This window comes from Amycolatopsis sp. SB7-3 (genome assembly GCF_041021335.1).
GTDB lineage: Bacteria > Actinomycetota > Actinomycetes > Mycobacteriales > Pseudonocardiaceae > Amycolatopsis > Amycolatopsis japonica.
In genome coordinates this window covers 3,228,670-3,247,091 of sequence record NZ_JBFPJQ010000001.1, presented here as the reverse complement: position 1 = coordinate 3,247,091, position 18,422 = coordinate 3,228,670, and the positions used below count along the sequence as shown (strand labels likewise).

The following is an 18,422-nucleotide window of genomic DNA, read 5'->3' as shown; positions in this document are numbered from 1 at the left end:
TCGTTTCGGCGGAATGCCGAAATCAGAGCTGGTCCACCGCCGTGATCCGGATGACCGCCGAGCCCGCCTCGTCCGAAGCGGCCAGATCGACCTCGGCGCTGATGCCCCAGTCGTGATCGCCCGCCGGATCGTCGAAGATCTGCCGCACCCGCCAGATCTCCGGCTCCTGCTCGATGATCAGCAGCTTCGGCCCGCGCGCGTCCGGCCCGATGCCGAGCGTTTCGTGCTCGTCGTAGTAGTCCTCGATGGCGTCTTCCCACGCGTCCGCGTCCCAGCCCGACGCGGCGTCCAGCTCGCCGAGCGCGTCGTAGGCACGCCGCGAAGCCAGCTCCACCCGCCGGAACAGCTCGTTGCGCACGAGCACCCGGAACGCCCGCTCGTTCCGCGTGACCGCGGGCGGCTCGGACGGCGGCCTCGTCGAAACCGGGCCCTCCTCTTCGGGATGCCGCAACGCTTCCCACTCGTCCAAGAGGCTGGAGTCGACCTGGCGCACGAGTTCGCCGAGCCATTCGATGAGGTCCTGCAACCCCTCGTTCTTGGCCTCGTCGGGCACCGTGTGCCGCAGCGAGTCGTAGGTGTCGGTGAGATAACGCAGCACCAGCCCTTCCGATCGGGCGAGCTGGTAGAAACCGATGTACTCCACGAAGTTCATCGCGCGCTCGTACATGTCGCGCACGACGGACTTCGGCTTGAGCTCGTAGTCCTCGACCCACGGATGCCCTTGCCGGTAGCGGGAATACGCCGCCTCCAGCAGTTCCTCCAGCGGCTTCGGGTACGTGACGTTCTCGAGCAGCTCCATCCGCTCGTCGTACTCGATGCCCTCGGCCTTCATCGCCTGTACGGCCTCGCCGCGCGCCTTGAACTGCTGCTGTGACAGCACCGGACGCGGATTGTCCACAGTGGATTCCACAATGGACACGACGTCGAGCGCATACGACGGCGACTCGACGTCCAGGAGTTCGATCGCGGCGAGCGCGAACGGCGAAAGCGGCTGGTTCAGCGCGAAATCGAACTGCAGGTCCACGGTCAGCCGGACGATGCGGCCCTGTTCGTCGGGTTCGTCGAGCCGTTCCACCACACCGGCCGCGAGCAGCGCGCGGTAGATCGCGATCGCGCGCAGGATCAGCTTCCGCTGGGCGGGACGGTCGGAGTGGTTGTCCTCCAGCAGATGCCGCATCGAGTCGAACGCGTTGCCCGGCCGGGAGATCACGTTCAGCAGCATCGAGTGGCTGACGTGGAAGCTCGACGTCAGCGGCTCCGGCTCGGCCGCGATCAGCCGGTCGAAGGTGCTCTCCGTCCAGTTGACGAACCCTTCGGGCGCCTTCTTGCGGACGATCTTCTTTTTCTTCTTGGGATCGTCGCCGGCCTTCTCCAGTGCCTTGGCGTTTTCGACGACGTGGTCCGGCGCCTGCACGACGACGTAGCCGTCGGTGTCGTATCCGGCGCGGCCCGCGCGGCCGGCGATCTGATGGAACTCGCGCGCCTTGAGATGCCGTTGCCGCACACCGTCGTACTTCGTCAGCGCCGAAAAGACCACCGTGCGGATTGGTACGTTGATACCGACGCCGAGCGTGTCGGTCCCGCAGATCACCTTCAGCAGCCCCGCCTGCGCGAGCTGCTCGACGAGGCGCCGGTACTTCGGCAGCATGCCGGCGTGGTGCACGCCGATCCCGTGCCGGACCAGCCTCGACAGCGTCTTCCCGAACCCGGCCGAGAAGCGGAAGTCGCCGAGCATCTCGGCGATGGCCTCCTTCTCCGCCTTCGAAGTGACGTTGATGCTCATCAGCGTCTGCGCGCGCTCGATCGCCGCGGCCTGCGAGAAGTGGACGACGTAGACCGGCGACTGCCCGCCGTTGAGCAGCTCGGACATCGTCTCGTGCAACGGCGTGAGCGCGTAACGGAAGGTCAGCGGCACCGGCCGCTGCGCCGAGGTGACCACCGCGGTCGGACGGCCGGTCCGACGGGTGAGATCTTTTTCGAAGAACGAGACGTCGCCCAGCGTGGCCGACATCAGCACGAACTGCGCCTTCGGCAGTTCGAGCAGCGGCACCTGCCAGGCCCAGCCGCGATCCGGCTCCGAATAGAAGTGGAACTCGTCCGCGACGACCTGGCCGACCGGCGCGTCGGCACCGAAGCGCAACGCCATGTTCGCCAGGATTTCCGCCGTGCAGCAGATGATCGGCGCGTCGGCGTTGACCGCCGAGTCGCCGGTCATCATGCCGACGTTGTCCGCGCCGAAGATCTCGATGAGCTGGAAGAACTTCTCCGAGACGAGCGCCTTGATGGGTGCCGTGTAGTAGCTGCGGCGGCCGTGTGCGAGCGCGGTGAAGTGCGCCCCGACGGCAACGAGGCTCTTACCCGAGCCCGTCGGCGTCGACAGGATCAGGTTCGCGCCGGAGACCACCTCGATGATGGCCTCTTCCTGCGCGGGGTACAGCTCCAACCCGCGCTCGGCCGTCCAGGTGGAGAAGGCTTCGAACAGCGAGTCGGGGTCGGGATCCGCAGGCAGGAGGTCTGTAAGTGTCATCAGAGGACCTATCGTGCCATCCGTTGGTCGCTTCTTGCCCAGGGGTGATCGCGCCCATCGGCGGAAACCCGTAGGCTTCGCGGTACCGCGCACCTTCCGGGCACCATCACCCGGCCGCGCACACAGGCGGTAATCCGAGAGGGCTAAAGGAATGGCACAGGACATCATCCCGATCGAACTCGGCCTGCCACAGGGTGACGTCGTCACCCTCTGGGCGCCGCGCTGGCGGGAAGACGGCGAGGAATGGGAAGCCTTCCTCGGCGACGAGGAAGACCTGTACGCCTTCCCGGACGCCGCGCATCTCGCCGCCTTCGTGCGGACCTCCGAGCAGCACGACCTGCTCGACCACCCCGCGTGGGAGGTCGTCCCGGCGCTGAACGTGCCCGAGCTCATCCCGGACGACGACCACACCTACGACCTGGTGGGCGTCCCCGAGCTGGTGGCCGAGAAGCCGGACCAGTGGACGCTCGGCGAGCTGGCCGAGATCATCGGCATCGTGCGTTCGCTCGCGGACGTGTGCGAGCTCGAAGAGGTCCACGAAGTCCTCGACGCGCACGAGAGCTTCTCGCTGCTGGACCAGGGCACGCTGCCCTTCTCCGGCCGCGACGGCGAGCGCCTCTGGGCGGACCTGTCGCAGGCGGTCTCCGAGAAGTGGGACACCGTCCTCGACGCGATCGACGGCCTGGTGACCGTCCCCGACGTCGACGAGAAGGTGCTGGAGCAGACCGCGGAGGAGCTCGCGACCTTCCTCGCGGAGTCCGCCGAGGCCGAAGCGGCCGCCGTCGACGCGGACCTCATCGACGACTCGGACGAGGACGACGAGGAAGACGACGAGCCCGTCGGCTTCTGGGGCGAGGTCGGCATCGACCCGATCAAGATCATCACCTCCGGCGCCGAGTACTACACGCTGCGCTGCTACCTCGACGACAAGCCGATCTTCCTCGGCAGCGAAGGCGAGATCGACGTCTTCACCTCCGAGAAGGCCCTCATCCGCGCGATCGCGGACGGCAAGGAGCTGGCGGGCAACGACCTCGCCGGAGTGTCCACTTGGGACGAGGTGACCACGAAGGCCACCGCGGGCGAGCTCGAGATCGAGGTCGACACCGAGAACACCTACGTGCTCAACGGGATCGCCGACGACATCGCCGAAGGCCCGGAGTCGATCGACCCGACCCAGCTGGAGCTGGCCGTCGAGCTGATCACCGACGCCGCCGAGTGGGCCGAGGACGACAGCGTCGAAACCGCGCTGGCCGCCAACGAAAGCCTCGGCTGGCTGGTGTCGTTCGTGCTGCGGCCGGACCCGTCGCGGCTGGAGCCGAGCGCTCCGTTCGACGCCGAGCAGTCGGAGTGGCGCAAGCTCGTCGAGACCTTCGAGAACCGCCTGACGGTTCTCTGATCCACCCGCGAAGGGGCCCCTCAGGTTCGTCCTGAGGGGCCCTTTTCGTCTTTGACGGGCACCAGGGCGACGGCCAGCGCCGGGAAGATCGCGGCCACGCAGAACGCCAGCGCGTACCGCGAATCACCGATCACGAGACCCAGCATCGGCGGGGTCAGCGCGGCGGCGATGTTCTGGCCGGTGTTCTGCGTGCCCATCGCCCGCCCCGCCCACGCGAGCCCGGCCATCTCCGCCGACGCGGTGAACCCGAGCCCGTTGTCGGACACGGTGATCACCGCGGCCAGGACGAGCGCCAGCAGCACCAGCCACGGCCACGTCGCGTCGCCGAGCGCGACCAGCAGCATCACCGCGGCGCTCGCGATCGCCAGCTGCCGCATCGGCCGCAGCCTGCTGCCGACGCGGTCGGACCAGTAGCCCGACACCAGCCTGCCCAGCGCGCCGAGGACCTGGACGGCGCCGACGAACCAGCCCGCGGACGCCGCCGTCCAATCGTGCATGGTCACCAGGTACACGGGAGTGAACGCGGAGACCGTGAACTGCGGGACGACGAGCAGCGCGCTCGCGCCGTGGACCCGCCACAACGCCGGCCTCCGGTACGGCGACGGCGGTTTCTCCCCCGCCGTCCCGGATTCCGGACGCGGCGGGTCGATCAGGAGCCAGGCGACCAGGAGCGCGACGCCGATCGCGGTCAGCGCGGGCAGCAGGAGCGAGACCTGGAAGCCCCAGCGGTCCGCGAGCGGCGGGAGGCCGAAGGCGGCGACGCCCACCCCGAGCGGCTGGGCCATCTGGCGGATGCCCATCGCGAAACCGCGTTCGGCCGGGCCGAACCAGCCCAGGACGGCCCGGCCGCTCGCGGCGTTCACTGACGCGGTGCTCGCGCCGGCGAGCAGGAACACCCCAAAGAGGATCCCGAGCGAGTGGTCACCGGCGGCCGCGTACACGAGGAGTAACCCCGAGACGCCGAGCCCGATGGCCATTACCAAACGCTCTCCGTAACGGTCCGCGGCCGCGCCCCACAGGATCAAGGTGAACAGCAGGCCAAGACTCGGCGCCGCGACCACGGTTCCCGCTTCGGCGAGCGTGAGACCCTCCGCACGCTGCATCGACGGCACCAGGAACGGGAGCCCATAGAGGAACGAGCAACTCGCGGTCTGTGCGGCGAGACCGAGCGCGAGGATGAGCCAGCGTCGTTTGCCGCCGATCCCCACGTCCACGACCTGCGCCATCTTCGCCACCGTTCCACTATTTGGGATATCACTCCTACATAGTGAACGATAGTTGTCGCTGCTAACTAACGCAAGGCCGCGTACCCGGGCTTGATGACCGTGTTGATGATGTCGAGCCGCTGGTCGAAATCGAGGAAGGCGGATTTCATCGCATTGATCGTGAACCACTCGAGATCGGCCGGCCCGAAGCCGAACGCCTCGCTCAGGGCCGCGAATTCGCTGGTCATCGAGCAGCCGCTCATCAGCCGGTTGTCGGTGTTGACGGTGACCCGGAACCGCAGCCTGGCGAGCAGGCCGATGGGATGCTCGCCGATCGAGCGCGCCGCTCCCGTCTGGACATTGGACGTGGGGCAGATCTCGAGCGGGATCCGCCGGTCGCGGACGTAGGCGGCCAACCGTCCCAAATGGACCGTGCCGTCACTGTCGGTCTTGATGTCGTCGACGATGCGCACGCCGTGGCCCAGCCGCTCCGCGCCGCAATGCTGAATCGCCTCCCAAATGGACGCGAGCCCGAACGCCTCCCCGGCATGAATGGTGAAATGCGCATTATTCGTCCGCAGAAACTCGAATGCGTCGAGATTTCTGGTAGGCGGGAATCCGTCTTCCGGTCCGGCGATGTCGAACCCGACCACGCCGGCGTCGCGGTAGCGGACGGCCAGCCCGGCGATCTCCAGCGCCCTGGCGTGCTGGCGCATCGCGCAGAGCAACGTCCCGACGCGGATCCGGCCACCGGCGGCCGCCACTCTCCGTTCACCTTCGGCGAACCCGGCCTGAACGGCCTCGACCACCGCATCGAGTGACAGTCCGCGTTCGACGAAGAGTTCGGGGGCATAACGCACCTCGGCGTAGACGACGCCGTCGGCCGCCAGGTCTTCCACCGCCTCGGCGGCCACTCTGACCAGCGCTTCCTCGGTCTGCATGACGCCGCAGGTATGCGCGAACGTCTCAAGGTACGAGACGAGGGAGCCGGAATCGGCGGCGTCGCGGAACCAGCGGCCGAGTTCCACGGGATCGGTGGTGGGCAAGGCCTCGTAGCCGGTCTGTTCGGCGAGTTCGGCGACCGTCGCGGGACGCAATCCGCCGTCCAGGTGGTCGTGGAGGAGAACCTTGGGAGCGCGGGCCAGTACCGCCTCCGGGACGCGTGGTCTGCTGCTTTCAGAGGACATACGTAACGGTAACCAGCCTGTCATTCCCCTACATGGCTGTAAGTCTCATGCTTGACTTAACCCTCGGCTTTGTGGATCACCGGCTGAATCGGCCATCAGGGCAGAGCTCGGCATTGTCCGATACCCGGGGGCCATACGCAGAGCAATTTCGCAATGGATAAGCTTCACGTCACGTCCCTCCCATTTCCCCGCCCACGAAGGACACCGCAGTGACCACTGACAACCACATTGCAGCCCCGTCCTTCGACCGGATGCGCAACATGCTGGTGCGCGCGGCCGAAGTGCGTGAGAGCGAACAGCAGCAGATCTTCGACGCGCTCGACGACATCTACGCACGTCTGGCCCCCGTCGACTCGCTCGGCGCGGTGCGCAAGCGGCTCTCCGAGATGCCCGACCGCACCGAGACCAGCGTGCTCGCCGAGCGGCTCGACGAGACCATGTCGCGGCTCGAAGCACAGGACACCGCGATCGCCGCGCTGACCCGCGCCGTCGAAAGCATCGTCGACAAGCTGGCCAAGCCGTTCGCTCAGCTCGACGGCCGCCTCGACGGCATGGCCGCGCGTCTGGAAGGCGTCGGGGGCCGGATGGACGGGCTCGAGGACAAGCTCCAGAACATCCACCGCCGTCTCGACGAGCTCGGCGCGCACCTCGACAAGCAGGACGTGAAGACCGACACGCTGCCGCAGTCGGTGATCGGGCCGGTGCGCGAGCGCGTCGAGCAGGCCGAGTCCACCCTGCGGGACCGCGTCGACACCGTCGACCGCGAGCTGCGGACCCGCGTCGAGAACCTCGACAAGGCCACCAAGGAAAGCCTCACCGCCAACACCGAGGCGCTGAAGACCGCGCTGACCGAGACCGGCGAGATGATCGACGCTTCGGAGCGCCTCGACGGCCTCGGCGACCGGCTCGAGAAGGTCACCTCGCGGCTCGACGACCTGGCGGAGCGGCTCGACAAGGTCGAGGACGGCTTCACCGGCCGTCTCGGCGACCTCGACGGCTCGATCCGCTCCGGTCTGTCGAAGGTCGAGAGCACGCTGCAGAAGCAGCCGGACACCGACTCGGTCGACTCGCTGGTGCGCAAGAGCAACGACGAGTCCGTGCGCCGTATCGGCGGCCAGCTGGACGAGGCCATGGCGACCTTCGCGGAGCTGATGCTCGGCGGTGGCCCGGCCGTGCAGCAGATCTCCCCGCCGCCGCCCGCCCCGCGTCAGCCGCGTCGCAGCTCGCGCAACGGCCGGGCGCCCAAGGCGGCCGACGCCAAGGCGAAGGCCGACGGCGGCGACGAGTCCTCGGACTGACGCCCTCGCTTAACGCGTGAAGGCCCCCTTCCCACGGCTTCGCCTGGGACGGGGGCCTTCACGCTTTCTCGGGCCACGACCTGCGTTTCGCGGGCTAATCGCGATCCGGCGGTCCCCCGCGTTTCGTCCTCTAAATGCGGTGCACGCCCTGGGCCCGGCGCCGGCCGGGCCGGACCCGACGTCCCCAATGTGGCATTGGAGGCGCTCAGCGTCCCCAATGCTGCATCGGGGACACCCGCCCCGCGCCGACCTGCGTTTCGCGGGCTAATCGCGATCCGGCGGCCGCCCGCGTTTCGTCCTCTAAATGCGGTAGTTGCACGCGCAAGTACCGCATCCAGAGGACGAAACGCGGGGGTCCGGGGCGCGGACGCGCGAAGGCCCCCTTTGGGACGTTCAACGTCTCAAAGGGGGCCTTCAGGACACAGGGGCCGCGAGCAGGGCAGGGCGACCATCGGATCGCGTTTAGCCCGCGAAACGCAGGTCAGGGGCGCACGGTTTCCAGGACGAGCGGAGCGGAGGCCGGAGCCTCCGAGGAGACGGCGTAGGCGTCTTCGAGCGCAGCGAGAGCCGAAGGAACAGCCTCCGGCGTATCGGTGTGCAGCTCCAGCAGCGGCTGCCCGGCCGACACGGTGTCGCCCGGCTTCGCCAGACACAGGACGCCGGCCGCGGCCTGCACCGGATCCTCCTTGCGTGCCCGCCCGGCCCCGAGCCGCCAAGCGGCGACCCCGACCGCGTACGCGTCCAGAGACGCCAGGACACCATCGGCGGGCGCCGGAACCACGTGCACGTAACGAGGCCGCGGCAAAGCAGCCTCCGGATCCCCGCCCTGAGCGGCGATCATCCGGCACCACGTCTCGTAAGCCCGGCCGGAAGCCAACACCGCCGCCGGGTCCACATCGGACAGCCCGGCCAGCGCCAGCATCTCCCGCGCCAACGCCACGGTCAGCTCGACGACGTCGGAAGGACCGCCGCCACGCAGGACCTCGACCGACTCCGCGACCTCGATCGCGTTGCCGACGGCGTGCCCCAGCGGCACGTTCATGTCCGTGATCAGCGCCGTCGTCGCGACGCCGTGCGCGGTCCCGATCTCCACCAGCGTCCGCGCGAGTTCGCGGGCCTGCGGCAGCGTCTTCATGAACGCGCCCGAACCCGTCTTCACGTCGAGCACCAGCCCGGCCGAGCCCTCGGCGATCTTCTTGCTCATGATCGAGCTCGCGATCAGCGGGATCGACTCCACCGTCGACGTCACGTCGCGCAGCGCGTACAGCTTCTTGTCCGCGGGAGCCAGCCCGGACGTCGCCGCGCAGACCACCGCGCCGACCTCGTCGAGCTGCCGGACGATCTCCGATGTCGACAAAGAGGCACGCCAGCCCGGAATCGACTCCAGTTTGTCCAGCGTCCCGCCGGTGTGCCCGAGCCCGCGCCCGGACAGCTGCGGCACGGCCGCGCCGCACGCCGCGACGAGCGGCGCCAGCGGGAGCGTGATCTTGTCGCCGACCCCGCCGGTCGAATGCTTGTCGATCGTCGGACGGCTGACCTTCAGGTCCAGCCGCTCCCCCGACGAGATCATCGCGCCGGTCCAGCGCGCGATCTCGCCGGAGTCCATCCCCCGCAGGAAGATGGCCATCGCGAGCGCGGCCATCTGTTCCTCGGCGATGTCGCCGCGCGTGTACGCGTCGATCGTCCAGTCGATCTGCTCGTCGGACAGCCGTCCACCGTCCCGCTTCGCGCGGATGACGTCGACGGCGGCGAAAGCGCTCACGGCAGGTCGTCCGGTCCGAACGCGTCCGGCAGCACCGCCGACATCGGCAGGATGCCGCTCGGGGTGTCCACCAGGCAGTCGGAACCGCCGTGTTCGAACAGGATCTGACGGCAGCGCCCGCACGGCATCAGCAGCGCGCCTTCACCGCTGCGGCACGCGACGGCGACGAGTTTGCCGCCGCCGGTCAGCCGCAGCTGCCCCGCCATCGTGCATTCCGCGCACATTCCCAAGCCGTACGAAGCGTTCTCGACGTTGCAGCCGACGACGATCCGGCCGTCGTCCACCACGGCCGCGACACCGACGTGCAGGCCGGAGTACGGCGCGTACGCCGACTTCGCCGCCTCGATGGCCTGCGCCCGCAAGGATTCCCAGTCGTACTCCGCCATGTCAGTCCTCACCTCGTCGGTACAGCGCGCCGTCGGCCTTCGGCGGCCGCAGCCGCTGCGAAGCCACCGCCAGCACGATCAGCGTCACGAAGTGCGCCGTGTACGGGATGAGGTCGCTGGGCAGGTCGTCGTTGGTCCAGTAGATCGCGTACAGCGCGGCGGCGCCGACGACACCGAGCGCGGCGGCGATCCACTGGCGGCGGAACAACTGCACCGCCACGATCACGGCCAGCAGGATCACCGCGCCGTACAGCAGCGCGAGCACCGCGGTGCCGCCACCGGCGAGCTGGAGACCGTCCGCGTAGCCGAACAGCGCCGCACCGCCGAGCAGGCCGCCCGGCCGCCAGTTGCCGAAGATCATCGCCGCGAGGCCGATGTAACCGCGGTTGTTGGTCTGGTTCTCCAGGTAGTCCGCGCCACCCGCGAGCAGCACCAGCGACGCGCCACCCATGCCGGCCAGCCCGCCGGAGATGATCATGGCGACGTACTTGTGCAGGTAGACGTTGACGCCGAGGGATTCCGCCGCCACCGGGTTCTCACCGCACGACCGCAGCCGCAGGCCGAACCGCGTGCGCCACAGCACGAAGTAGCTGATCGGCACCAGCGCGATCGCGATCATCGTCAGCGGCGCGACCTCGGTGATCAGGCCGTTGAGGATGCCGGCGAGGTCGGAGATGAAGACGCGCTGCATCTTTTCCAGATCCGACAACCAGTCCGAGAGGAACGTCGCCGAGTACGTGTCGAACTTCGGCACCGGCGGCGACTGGCGCGGGTTACCCGAAAGCGGGGTGAACACCAGGTTCGCCAGGTACTTCGCGACACCAAGACCCAGCAGGTTGATCGCCACACCGGAGACGATGTGGTTGACGTTGAAGGTCACCGTCGCGACGGCGTGCAGCAGCCCGCCGAGCGCGCCGAACACGACCGCCGAGATCAGCCCCGCCCAGACCCCGCCGTGGTACGCGCCCCACGCGGCACCCCAGGTGCCGAGGATCATCATGCCTTCGAGGCCGATGTTGATCACGCCCGCGCGTTCGGCCCAGAGCCCGCCGAGCGCGCACAGCAGGATCGGCAGCGCCAGCCGCAACGCGGTGTGCGCGGTGTTGGTCGAGGTCAGCGTGTTGACGCCGGTGGCGTACGACGCGATCGCGAGCACGCCGACCGCCAGCAGACCCCAGATGGCGCCCTTGAGCCAGCCCGGGATACGCCGCTTCGGCGGCTTCACCGGCATGGTGGTGCCGCCCGTGTTGGGCGAAAGAACGTCCGCGGTGGTCACACCGCACCTCCCTCGGACACGCTGGAACCCTTGCGGCCGTTGCCCGCCAGCGCGCGACCCACGCGGCGTTGCTCGGCGGCCAGGTCGGCGCGGCGCACGATCTCGTACGCGATGACGACCGACAGCACGATCACGCCCTGCATGATCGTGGCGATCTCTTTGGACACGTTGATCTGCTCCAGCGAAACGGCCGACCGGTCGAGGAACGCCCACAGCAGGGCGCCCAGCGCGATCCCGGCCGGGTGATTACGCCCGAGCAGGGCGACCGCGATGCCGGTGAAGCCGTACATCTGGGTCGAGGTGATGCCGTAGCTGAAGTCGCGGCCGAGCAGTTCCGGCATCGCGACCAGACCGGCGACACCACCGGAAAGCAGCATCGCGATCAGCGTCATCTTCTTGGCGTTGACGCCACCCGCCGCGGCGGCCGTCGTCGATTCGCCGGAGGCCTTGAGTTCGAAGCCGAACCGGGTCCGGTTGAGCATGAACCAGTAGGCCCCGCCGATCAGCGCCGCGATGAGCACGAAGCCGAACAGCTCGCCGGACCCGATCGGGATACCGGGGATCCGGCCGGTCTCGGCGATCTCGCGGGTGGCGATGTTGTTGCCGGTCTGCACGCCGAACTGGTCCGCGTTGACCAGGAACGCCACGATGCCGCCGACGATCGCGTTCAGCATGATCGTCGAGATGACCTCGGAAACCCCGCGGGTCACCTTCAGCACGGCGGGAATCGCCGCGTAGAGCATGCCGCTGGCCACCGCGACGATCAGGATCGCGAGCACGTGGATCACCGGCGGCAGCTGCAACGCCCCGCCGATGATGGCGGTGACGATGGCGGCGAACCGGTACTGACCCTCGACACCGATGTTGAAGAGGTTCATCTGGAAGCCGATGGCCACCGCGAGCCCGGACAGGTAATAGACCGTCGCGAGGTTCACCGTGTCGACGGCCGTCGAGCCCTTGAAGAGCTGGCCGATCATCGTGCCGTAGGCCTGGAGCGGATCCGCCCCCGAGATGATCAGCGCGATGGCCGTCAGGATGACTGCGAAAACGATCGCGAGCAGAGGCGGCAGCAGCCTCGTACGCCAGGAACTCACGCCGCACCGTCCTCTTCGGAGTCTTCGGAAGCACCCGTCATCGCGGAGCCCAGTTGCTGCGGGGTCACGGTCGCGGGGTCGGCCTCGCCGACCAGCCGTCCGCGAAGCATGACCTGAATGGTGTCGGAAAGCCCGATCAGCTCGTCGAGGTCGGCCGAAACCAGCAGGACGGCCAGCCCGGCGGCACGCGCCTGGCGGATCTGTTCCCAGATCAGCGCCTGCGCGCCGACGTCGACACCACGCGTCGGATGCGACGCGATCAGCAGGACGGGGTTGCCGGAGAGCTCGCGCCCGACGATCAGCTTCTGCTGGTTACCACCCGAAAGCGCGGCGGCGGGGACGTCGATACCCGGTGTGCGGACGTCGTACTCCTCGACGATGCGGCGGGTGTCCTCCCGCGCGCCGTCGATGTCGAGCAACTGTCCTTTCGCGACCGGCTTGCGCGTCTGGTATCCGAGGATCCGGTTGACCCACAAGGGTTGCGTGAGCAGGAGGCTGTGCCGCGTGCGGTCTTCGGCGATGTAGCCGATGCCCGCCTCGCGGCGGGCGAGCGTCCCCAGTTTGTGCAGTTCGACGACCTTGCCGTCGGCCTCGGTCAGTTCGATCCGGCCGCCGCCCTTGCGCATGCCCATGATCGTCTCGACGAGTTCGGTCTGGCCGTTGCCCTCGACGCCGGCGATCCCGAGCACCTCACCCGCGTGCACGGTGAAGGAGATGTGGTCGAGCACGTTCCGCTCGGAACCCTCGACGCTCAGGCATACGTCGTCCAGGCGGAGGACGTCCCGATCGGTGACGGTGGATTCGCGGGTCTCCGGGCTGGGCAGCTCCGTGCCGACCATCATCTCGGCCAGCTGCCGTGAGGTGATCGTCTTCGGATCCGCCGTGCCGACGGTGGTGCCGCGGCGGATCACGGTGACCGTGTCGGCGATCGCGCGCACCTCGTCGAGCTTGTGCGAGATGAAGATGAAGGTGAAGCCGTCCTTCTGCATGGCGCGGACGGTCTCGAACAGCGCGTCGACCTCCTGCGGGACGAGCACCGCGGTGGGCTCGTCGAGGATGATGATCCGCGCGCCGCGGTAGAGCACCTTGACGATCTCGACGCGCTGGCGGTCGGCGACGCCGAGCTCTTCCAGCAGCGCGTCCGGGCGGGCGCGCAGGCCGACGCGTCCGGCGAGTTCCGCCAGCTTCGCCCTCGCCGCACGGCCGATGCCGTGCAGGTTCTCCGCGCCGAGGAAGACGTTCTCCCCGACGGTGAGGTTGTCGGCCAGCATGAAGTGCTGGTGGACCATCCCGATCCCGGTCTTGATGGCGTCCTGCGGGTTGCGCAGTTTCACCGGTCGACCGTTGATCGCGATGTCGCCCTCGTCCGGCTGCTGCATGCCGTAGAGGATCTTCATCAGGGTCGATTTGCCCGCGCCGTTCTCGCCGCAGACTGCGTGCACCTCGCCCTTGGTGACGGTGAGGTTGACGTCGGAGTTGGCCACGACACCGGGGAATCGCTTCGTGATCCCGGTCAGCTGCACGGCCGGTTCACCCCGGTCGGGGGCGTCGGTGACCTCGGCCTGGGGAGCGCTCATGAAAAAGCCATCCAGTTCTGGGGGTAAACAGGTGGGGGCTCGGAAGGGGTTACCCTCCCGAGCCCCGCTGCCAGACGAACCTTACTTCTGCGGCTTGTCCGAGACGGTGATCGCCCCGGAGACGATCTGCGCCTTGTAGCCGTCGAGGACGTCCTTGATGTCGTCGACCTTGCCGCCGGAGGTGGCGTAGCCGATGCCGTCGACCTTGAGGTCGAACCGCTTCGGCAGCGACGTCAGGTCGCCCTTCGCCAGCGCGCGCAGGTAGTCGAACACCGCCACGTCGACGCGCTTGAGCATCGAGGTGATGATGACGTCCTTCGACGCCTCGACCGTCTTCTGGTTGTACTGGTCGGAGTCGACGCCGATGGCCATGGCGTTGTTGGACTTGGCCGCCTCGAAAACGCCCTTACCGGAGGCACCGGCGGCGTGGTAGACGACGTCCGCGCCCTTGGCGATCTGGGCGGCGGCCTTCACGTTGCCCTTCGCCGGGTCCTGGAACCCGGAGAAGTCACCGGCCGGGGTGAGGTACTCGTCCTCGATCTTGGCCTTGCTCGACGCGGCCTTCACACCCTGGAGGAAGCCGGCCTCGAACTTCTGGATCAGCGGCGTGTTCACGCCACCGACGAAGCCGACGTGGCACTTCTTCGACTTGTAGGCGGCGGCGACACCGGCCAGGAACGAGCCCTGCTCCTCGGCGAACACCAGCGGGGTGACGTTCGGCGCCTTGACGGAGTCGTCGTCGACGATCGCGAACTGGGTGTTCGGGTACTTCGGCGCGATGGCGCCGACGGCCTTGGCGTAGGCGAAGCCGACCGCGATGACCGGGCTGAAGCCCTGCGAAGCGAGCTGGTCGAGACGCTGCGACTTCGCGGCCTCGTCCTCGGTCGCGGCGGCGGTGCTCTCGGTCACCGAGGTGACGCCGAGTTCGCTCTTCGCCTTGTCGGTACCGGCGGCGGCGGAGTCGTTGAACGACGCGTCGCCACGGCCGCCGACGTCGAAGGCCAGCGCGACCTTGAGCTTGCTGCCGTCGACCTTCTCACCGGCCTGGCTGGAGCTGGTCGAGGCGGCCGCCGCGGCAGGCGGCTTCGGCGCCGTCACGCAGCTGGCGGACTGGTCCCCAGTGCTCGCGTTGTTGTTGTTCCCCGCACCCGAATCCTTCGCGCACCCGGCCAGTACCAGTGCACCGGCCATGGCGGCGGCGGCCAGCGCGGTTCCACGCATGCGACGCAACGTGTGTCTCCCTCCCCGCTGATCCAGCGGATGGTCCGAAGAAAGCGACCCGGCGACACTGCCGGGTTCGACCGAGGAACGGTACCTAACGGCCGCTTTGCCGCCATAGGAAAAGCACGCTACGTAACACAAACGTTTACTCATGAGTCGTAAGCGCGACGAATGGAGTACTTACGGTGATCACAACGGAGTAGTCGCGAGCAGGCCTTCTCCCCCGTTCGGGCGCGGGGGAGAAGGCGCTCACGCCCTGTTCAGGGCCTACTCGCAGGTGAGCAGCGGCGAGGCCCAATCACCCCGGTCGTACTGGACACCGTCGCCACCGTCGGTGAGCACGAGCCGCAGGTAGCGGGCCCCGGTCACGTCCGCGGTCAAGGTGGTCGCCGGATCCGCCCAGGTCTTCACACCGGATCCGGCGGCCTTGGTCCCGTCCGCGTAGACCTCGAACTCCGCCGAACCTTGTTTCGCCGTCGGCTCCTTCTCGTCGTCGATCCCGACGTCGGTGCTGAACGCCGAACAGCGGCCGCCGAGATAGAACACGACTTCGGCGCTCGCGTGCGTCCCCAGGCCTTTGGCGTGTTTCGCGCCGTTGATGGTCAGCGGCTTGCCGTCACCGGCCGGGATCCCGCCGTTCGACATGTCCTTCTCGACCGGCCCGTACCCGTTCCGTTCGGCGGCGATGGCGACATCGCTGGCCCAGACCCGGCCGGACGGCGGCGCCGCGGGCACCGTCACCGGTGAGTCCGTGGCTCTCGTCACCTTCTCGAACCGTGTCGTCCGGTACGCGAGTGCGCCGGTGAGCACGGCTTTCGTACCGGCCGCCGCCGGTGGCGGAGTGAGCCGCCATCGTCCGGTCGCCGACTCCCCCGTGGTCAGCACCACCGGCCGCGGCAGGGCCACTCGCTCGGTCTTCCACCCCTCCGGTGCCGTCAAGGAGACCTCCGGGGCGAACACCGGGACGCGGGCCTCGTTGGTCGCGCGGACCGTGACCTCGACAGGTTCACCCGGAGGAAGGATTTCGGCGGGGATGCCCGGCACCGGGGCACGGAGTTCGAGCCCACCGCTGACCAGCGGTGGGTGCCGGAACCAGTCGCCACCCGCCTTGACCCGGTAGATCACCGTTTCGTGCGGGCCGACGACCGCGGAGATCCGCCCGGCGGTCTGCAGGTTTTCGTGCCGCCACAGATCCCGCAGGGTGTACCCGGCCGCGGACGGCAGGCCGATCTCCCGCGCGCTGGTCGAGATCGTCGCGTTCGCCGAGTTCTCGTTGAACAGGGCCACCGCGACGTCGCCGTTCGCCAGTGGTTTCGCGAAGACCCATTTCCCGTCCACGGTGGACAGCACCTTCGCCTGGACACCCTTGCGGTCCTGGTCGACCGCGATGATCTCGTCGTTGCGGAGGATGTCGAAATGCTCGGCCGACACCTTCCGCAGGTCGGCGCCGATCAGCAGCGGCGCGGCCATCATGGCCCACAGCGCGAAATGCGTCTGGTACTCGGCCGTGGTCATGCCGCCGTTGCCGACTTCGAGCATGTCCGGGTCGTTCCACCGGCCCGGTCCGGCGTAGGCGTCCAGCGGCGCGTTCTGCTTCATCAGCTGGAGCATCCGCGACCAGTTGTCCTTGATGTCGCCGGTGGTCCGCCACAGATGGCCGACGTCCGCACCCCACTGCCACGGCTTGTTCTCGCCCCACTCGCAGATCGAGAACACGATCGGTCGACCGGTCCTCTTCAGCGCGTCCCGCATCTTCGTGTACCGCTCCAGCGCGGGGCGGCCCTGGTTGTTGCAGTTGTCGTACTTGAGGTAGTCGACACCCCAGTCGGCGAAGGTCCGCGCGTCGACCTCTTCGTGGTCGAGCCCGCCCGGCATCGTCTTCGCGCAGGTCACCGTGCCGGCGCTGGTGTAGATGCCGAACTTGAGCCCCTTCGAATGCACGTAGTCGGCGAGTGCCTTGATACCGCTCGGGAATCGTGTCCTGTGCGCTTCCAGCTTTCCGTCGGCGTCGCGCAGCGGCTCCGCCCAGCAGTCGTCGACGTTGACATACTCGTAGCCGGCGGCCTTGAGTCCCTTCGAGACGAAGATGTCCGCGGTGTCGCGGATCAGCTTCTCGTCGACGTCGCAGCCGGTCGTGTTCCAGTTGTTGAACCCCATGGGCGGGGTCGGCGCCAGTCCGTCCGGCAAGGCCTCCGCGGTGGGAGCCGTCACCAGCACGGCCAGCGCGACCGCCGCCATCAGCGTCGCTCCGGTCTTCCGCACGCCGCCCCCTCAGACCAGCTGGTAGGACTTGAGACCACGGATGTTCTGGTGACAGTTCTTCAGGCCGGACGAGTTGAGGCTGCGGTAGATACCCCATTTCGGCCGCAGATAGTTCTTGTCCCGCCACAGATCCGCCGGTTTCCGGACGTCGGCGACGGTGCGGGCGCCGTCTTTGAGCACGCAGCGCAGGTACCCGGTGTGCGAGGCCTTGAACTCCCACGACACGTCGATCCACTTGTTCTGCAGGGGCGCGTAGTCGGCGAGGTCGGCCTCCGCGCCCGAGTCACCGGCGATCGTCAGCACCCCCTTCCCGCCCTTCTGGCGCGGCGTGAGCGTCCACTGTGGAGCGCCGACGTCGGGCACCTTCATCTGGAACAGATGCGTGAACGACGTCGTGGCGGTCAGCTCGGTGGGCCAGTAGGCCTGGTAGGAGATCCTCCAGGTCTGGTTCTGGAGGATCTTGTAGGTGGTGTCGCCGTCGCGCATCCCCTTCGACTCGTTGCGCTGCCGATCTGTCGATGTGTCGACATCGCGGGTGTGCATGTCGAACCGCCAGTGATCGCCCTCTGGATAGATGTGCTTGACCCCGGGATGCGAACCCGCGCGATCGTCCTCCAGTCCTTCGAACGCCCTCAGCCCGTCTTCGGCGGGATCGGGACTCCATCGCAAGGTCCAGGTCGCCGCCCGCGCCGTCCCGGCGCCGAGCGCGACCGCGCCGAACACGCCGGCGCCCAGGACGAGCGCCTTCCGGCGATCGATGTTCTCCATGACGGTTTTCCCTTCGTCGGGGGACAGGGTGACGGCGGAAGGGATCGCGTATCCGCCGTCCACATAGGACCTGCGGATCCGGGAAGCGGCACCGGCCTGCGGCGATACTCGTGAGTTCACTCATCGGCGTGAGCGGGGCCCGCGCGGCGCGACGGCCCGCTCATCCCGGGAAGCGGGCGGATGACCCTGAGGCTGGCCCATGGTCACCCCATCGTGAACTCGGCCTAGTGATCAGATGTCTACCCGGCCGAACGTAAGATATGAAATACGATACGTCAATCCGCCCCGGCTGAAGCAACCCCTTCGGCCGATCCACGCTTACCCCGAGGCGATGTCCCACTGAAAGAGATCGGATGTTCGCGGCCTTCAGCGGCCCAAATTGGCGCGTAAGCGGCGAATCGGGGCGGATCCGCCGCCGTCGCCCGCGACGGGGCGTGATGTCTGGTCCATCACACACACGAAC

13 protein-coding genes are annotated in these 18,422 nt (G+C 68.1%); 2 read left to right on the top strand and 11 right to left on the bottom strand.

Translation table 11 applies throughout. The annotated features are described in order from the left end of the window. Nucleotides 1-22 precede the first annotated feature (22 nt). Entirely contained in the window at nt 23-2,527 is a 2,505-nt protein-coding gene (locus tag AB8M46_RS16050; protein ID WP_394360597.1) for a DEAD/DEAH box helicase, read from the bottom strand. A 151-nt stretch (nt 2,528-2,678) separates the two neighbouring features. On the opposite strand from AB8M46_RS16050, the gene AB8M46_RS16045 reads away from it, so the two are divergent. Continuing rightward, nucleotides 2,679-3,923, top strand: coding sequence for a hypothetical protein (locus AB8M46_RS16045; RefSeq protein WP_037332421.1), 1,245 nt, complete (start codon nt 2,679-2,681; stop codon nt 3,921-3,923). Between the two features lie 20 nt (nt 3,924-3,943). Here AB8M46_RS16045 and AB8M46_RS16040 read toward each other — a convergent pair whose 3' ends face one another. Together AB8M46_RS16040 and AB8M46_RS16035 are read right to left on the bottom strand one after the other, a co-directional pair. Further along, nucleotides 3,944-5,149 carry an MFS transporter gene (locus tag AB8M46_RS16040; protein WP_394360596.1) on the bottom strand — a complete coding sequence of 402 codons (1,206 nt, stop codon included), beginning with the start codon at nt 5,147-5,149 and terminating at the stop codon, nt 3,944-3,946. Between the two features lie 65 nt (nt 5,150-5,214). Then, nucleotides 5,215-6,315: an adenosine deaminase gene (locus tag AB8M46_RS16035; protein WP_394360595.1), complete on the bottom strand. Its 1,101-nt coding sequence runs from the start codon at nt 6,313-6,315 to the stop codon at nt 5,215-5,217. A 209-nt stretch (nt 6,316-6,524) separates the two neighbouring features. On the opposite strand from AB8M46_RS16035, the gene AB8M46_RS16030 reads away from it, so the two are divergent. After that, complete coding sequence (locus AB8M46_RS16030) at nt 6,525-7,613, top strand: hypothetical protein (RefSeq protein ID WP_016331266.1); 1,089 nt, start codon at nt 6,525-6,527, stop codon at nt 7,611-7,613. Nucleotides 7,614-8,094: 481 nt separating this feature from the next. Here AB8M46_RS16030 and AB8M46_RS16025 read toward each other — a convergent pair whose 3' ends face one another. The 8 genes from AB8M46_RS16025 to AB8M46_RS15990 form a co-directional block, all read right to left on the bottom strand. After that, entirely contained in the window at nt 8,095-9,375 is a 1,281-nt protein-coding gene (locus tag AB8M46_RS16025; protein ID WP_394360594.1) for a thymidine phosphorylase, read from the bottom strand. After that, nucleotides 9,372-9,761, bottom strand: coding sequence for a cytidine deaminase (locus tag AB8M46_RS16020; protein ID WP_394360593.1), 390 nt, complete (start codon nt 9,759-9,761; stop codon nt 9,372-9,374). Before AB8M46_RS16020 ends, AB8M46_RS16025 begins: the two co-directional genes overlap by 4 nt. A gap of 1 nt (nt 9,762) precedes the next feature. Beyond that, entirely contained in the window at nt 9,763-11,037 is a 1,275-nt protein-coding gene (locus AB8M46_RS16015) for an ABC transporter permease (protein ID WP_037332425.1), read from the bottom strand. Further along, nucleotides 11,034-12,131: an ABC transporter permease gene (locus tag AB8M46_RS16010; RefSeq protein ID WP_037332426.1), complete on the bottom strand. Its 1,098-nt coding sequence runs from the start codon at nt 12,129-12,131 to the stop codon at nt 11,034-11,036. Before AB8M46_RS16010 ends, AB8M46_RS16015 begins: the two co-directional genes overlap by 4 nt. After that, nucleotides 12,128-13,708 carry an ABC transporter ATP-binding protein gene (locus AB8M46_RS16005; protein ID WP_037332427.1) on the bottom strand — a complete coding sequence of 527 codons (1,581 nt, stop codon included), beginning with the start codon at nt 13,706-13,708 and terminating at the stop codon, nt 12,128-12,130. The genes AB8M46_RS16010 and AB8M46_RS16005 overlap by 4 nt, the downstream gene beginning before the upstream one ends. An 81-nt stretch (nt 13,709-13,789) precedes the next feature. Beyond that, the gene (locus AB8M46_RS16000) at nt 13,790-14,929 is read right to left on the bottom strand and encodes a BMP family protein (RefSeq protein ID WP_037332429.1); all 1,140 of its coding nucleotides are present in this window, start codon (nt 14,927-14,929) and stop codon (nt 13,790-13,792) included. A gap of 267 nt (nt 14,930-15,196) precedes the next feature. Next, entirely contained in the window at nt 15,197-17,167 is a 1,971-nt protein-coding gene (locus tag AB8M46_RS15995; RefSeq protein ID WP_394360897.1) for an NPCBM/NEW2 domain-containing protein, read from the bottom strand. A gap of 33 nt (nt 17,168-17,200) precedes the next feature. After that, on the bottom strand, nt 17,201-17,959 hold the full coding sequence (locus tag AB8M46_RS15990) for a Tat pathway signal sequence domain protein (protein WP_394360592.1): 759 nt from the start codon (nt 17,957-17,959) through the stop codon (nt 17,201-17,203). Nucleotides 17,960-18,422 lie beyond the last annotated feature (463 nt).

Excerpts from the sequence above, each read along its gene's own strand:
- AB8M46_RS16050 (WP_394360597.1), bottom strand. The coding sequence starts at position 2,527 with ATGACACTTACAGACCTCCTGCCTGCGGATCCCGACCCCGACTCGCTG.
- AB8M46_RS16045 (WP_037332421.1), top strand. The coding sequence starts at position 2,679 with ATGGCACAGGACATCATCCCGATCGAACTCGGCCTGCCACAGGGTGAC.
- AB8M46_RS16040 (WP_394360596.1), bottom strand. The coding sequence starts at position 5,149 with ATGGCGCAGGTCGTGGACGTGGGGATCGGCGGCAAACGACGCTGGCTC.
- AB8M46_RS16035 (WP_394360595.1), bottom strand. The coding sequence starts at position 6,315 with ATGTCCTCTGAAAGCAGCAGACCACGCGTCCCGGAGGCGGTACTGGCC.
- AB8M46_RS16020 (WP_394360593.1), bottom strand. The coding sequence starts at position 9,761 with ATGGCGGAGTACGACTGGGAATCCTTGCGGGCGCAGGCCATCGAGGCG.
- AB8M46_RS16005 (WP_037332427.1), bottom strand. The coding sequence starts at position 13,708 with ATGAGCGCTCCCCAGGCCGAGGTCACCGACGCCCCCGACCGGGGTGAA.
- AB8M46_RS16000 (WP_037332429.1), bottom strand. The coding sequence starts at position 14,929 with ATGCGTGGAACCGCGCTGGCCGCCGCCGCCATGGCCGGTGCACTGGTA.
- AB8M46_RS15995 (WP_394360897.1), bottom strand. The coding sequence starts at position 17,167 with ATGGCGGCGGTCGCGCTGGCCGTGCTGGTGACGGCTCCCACCGCGGAG.
- AB8M46_RS15990 (WP_394360592.1), bottom strand. The coding sequence starts at position 17,959 with ATGGAGAACATCGATCGCCGGAAGGCGCTCGTCCTGGGCGCCGGCGTG.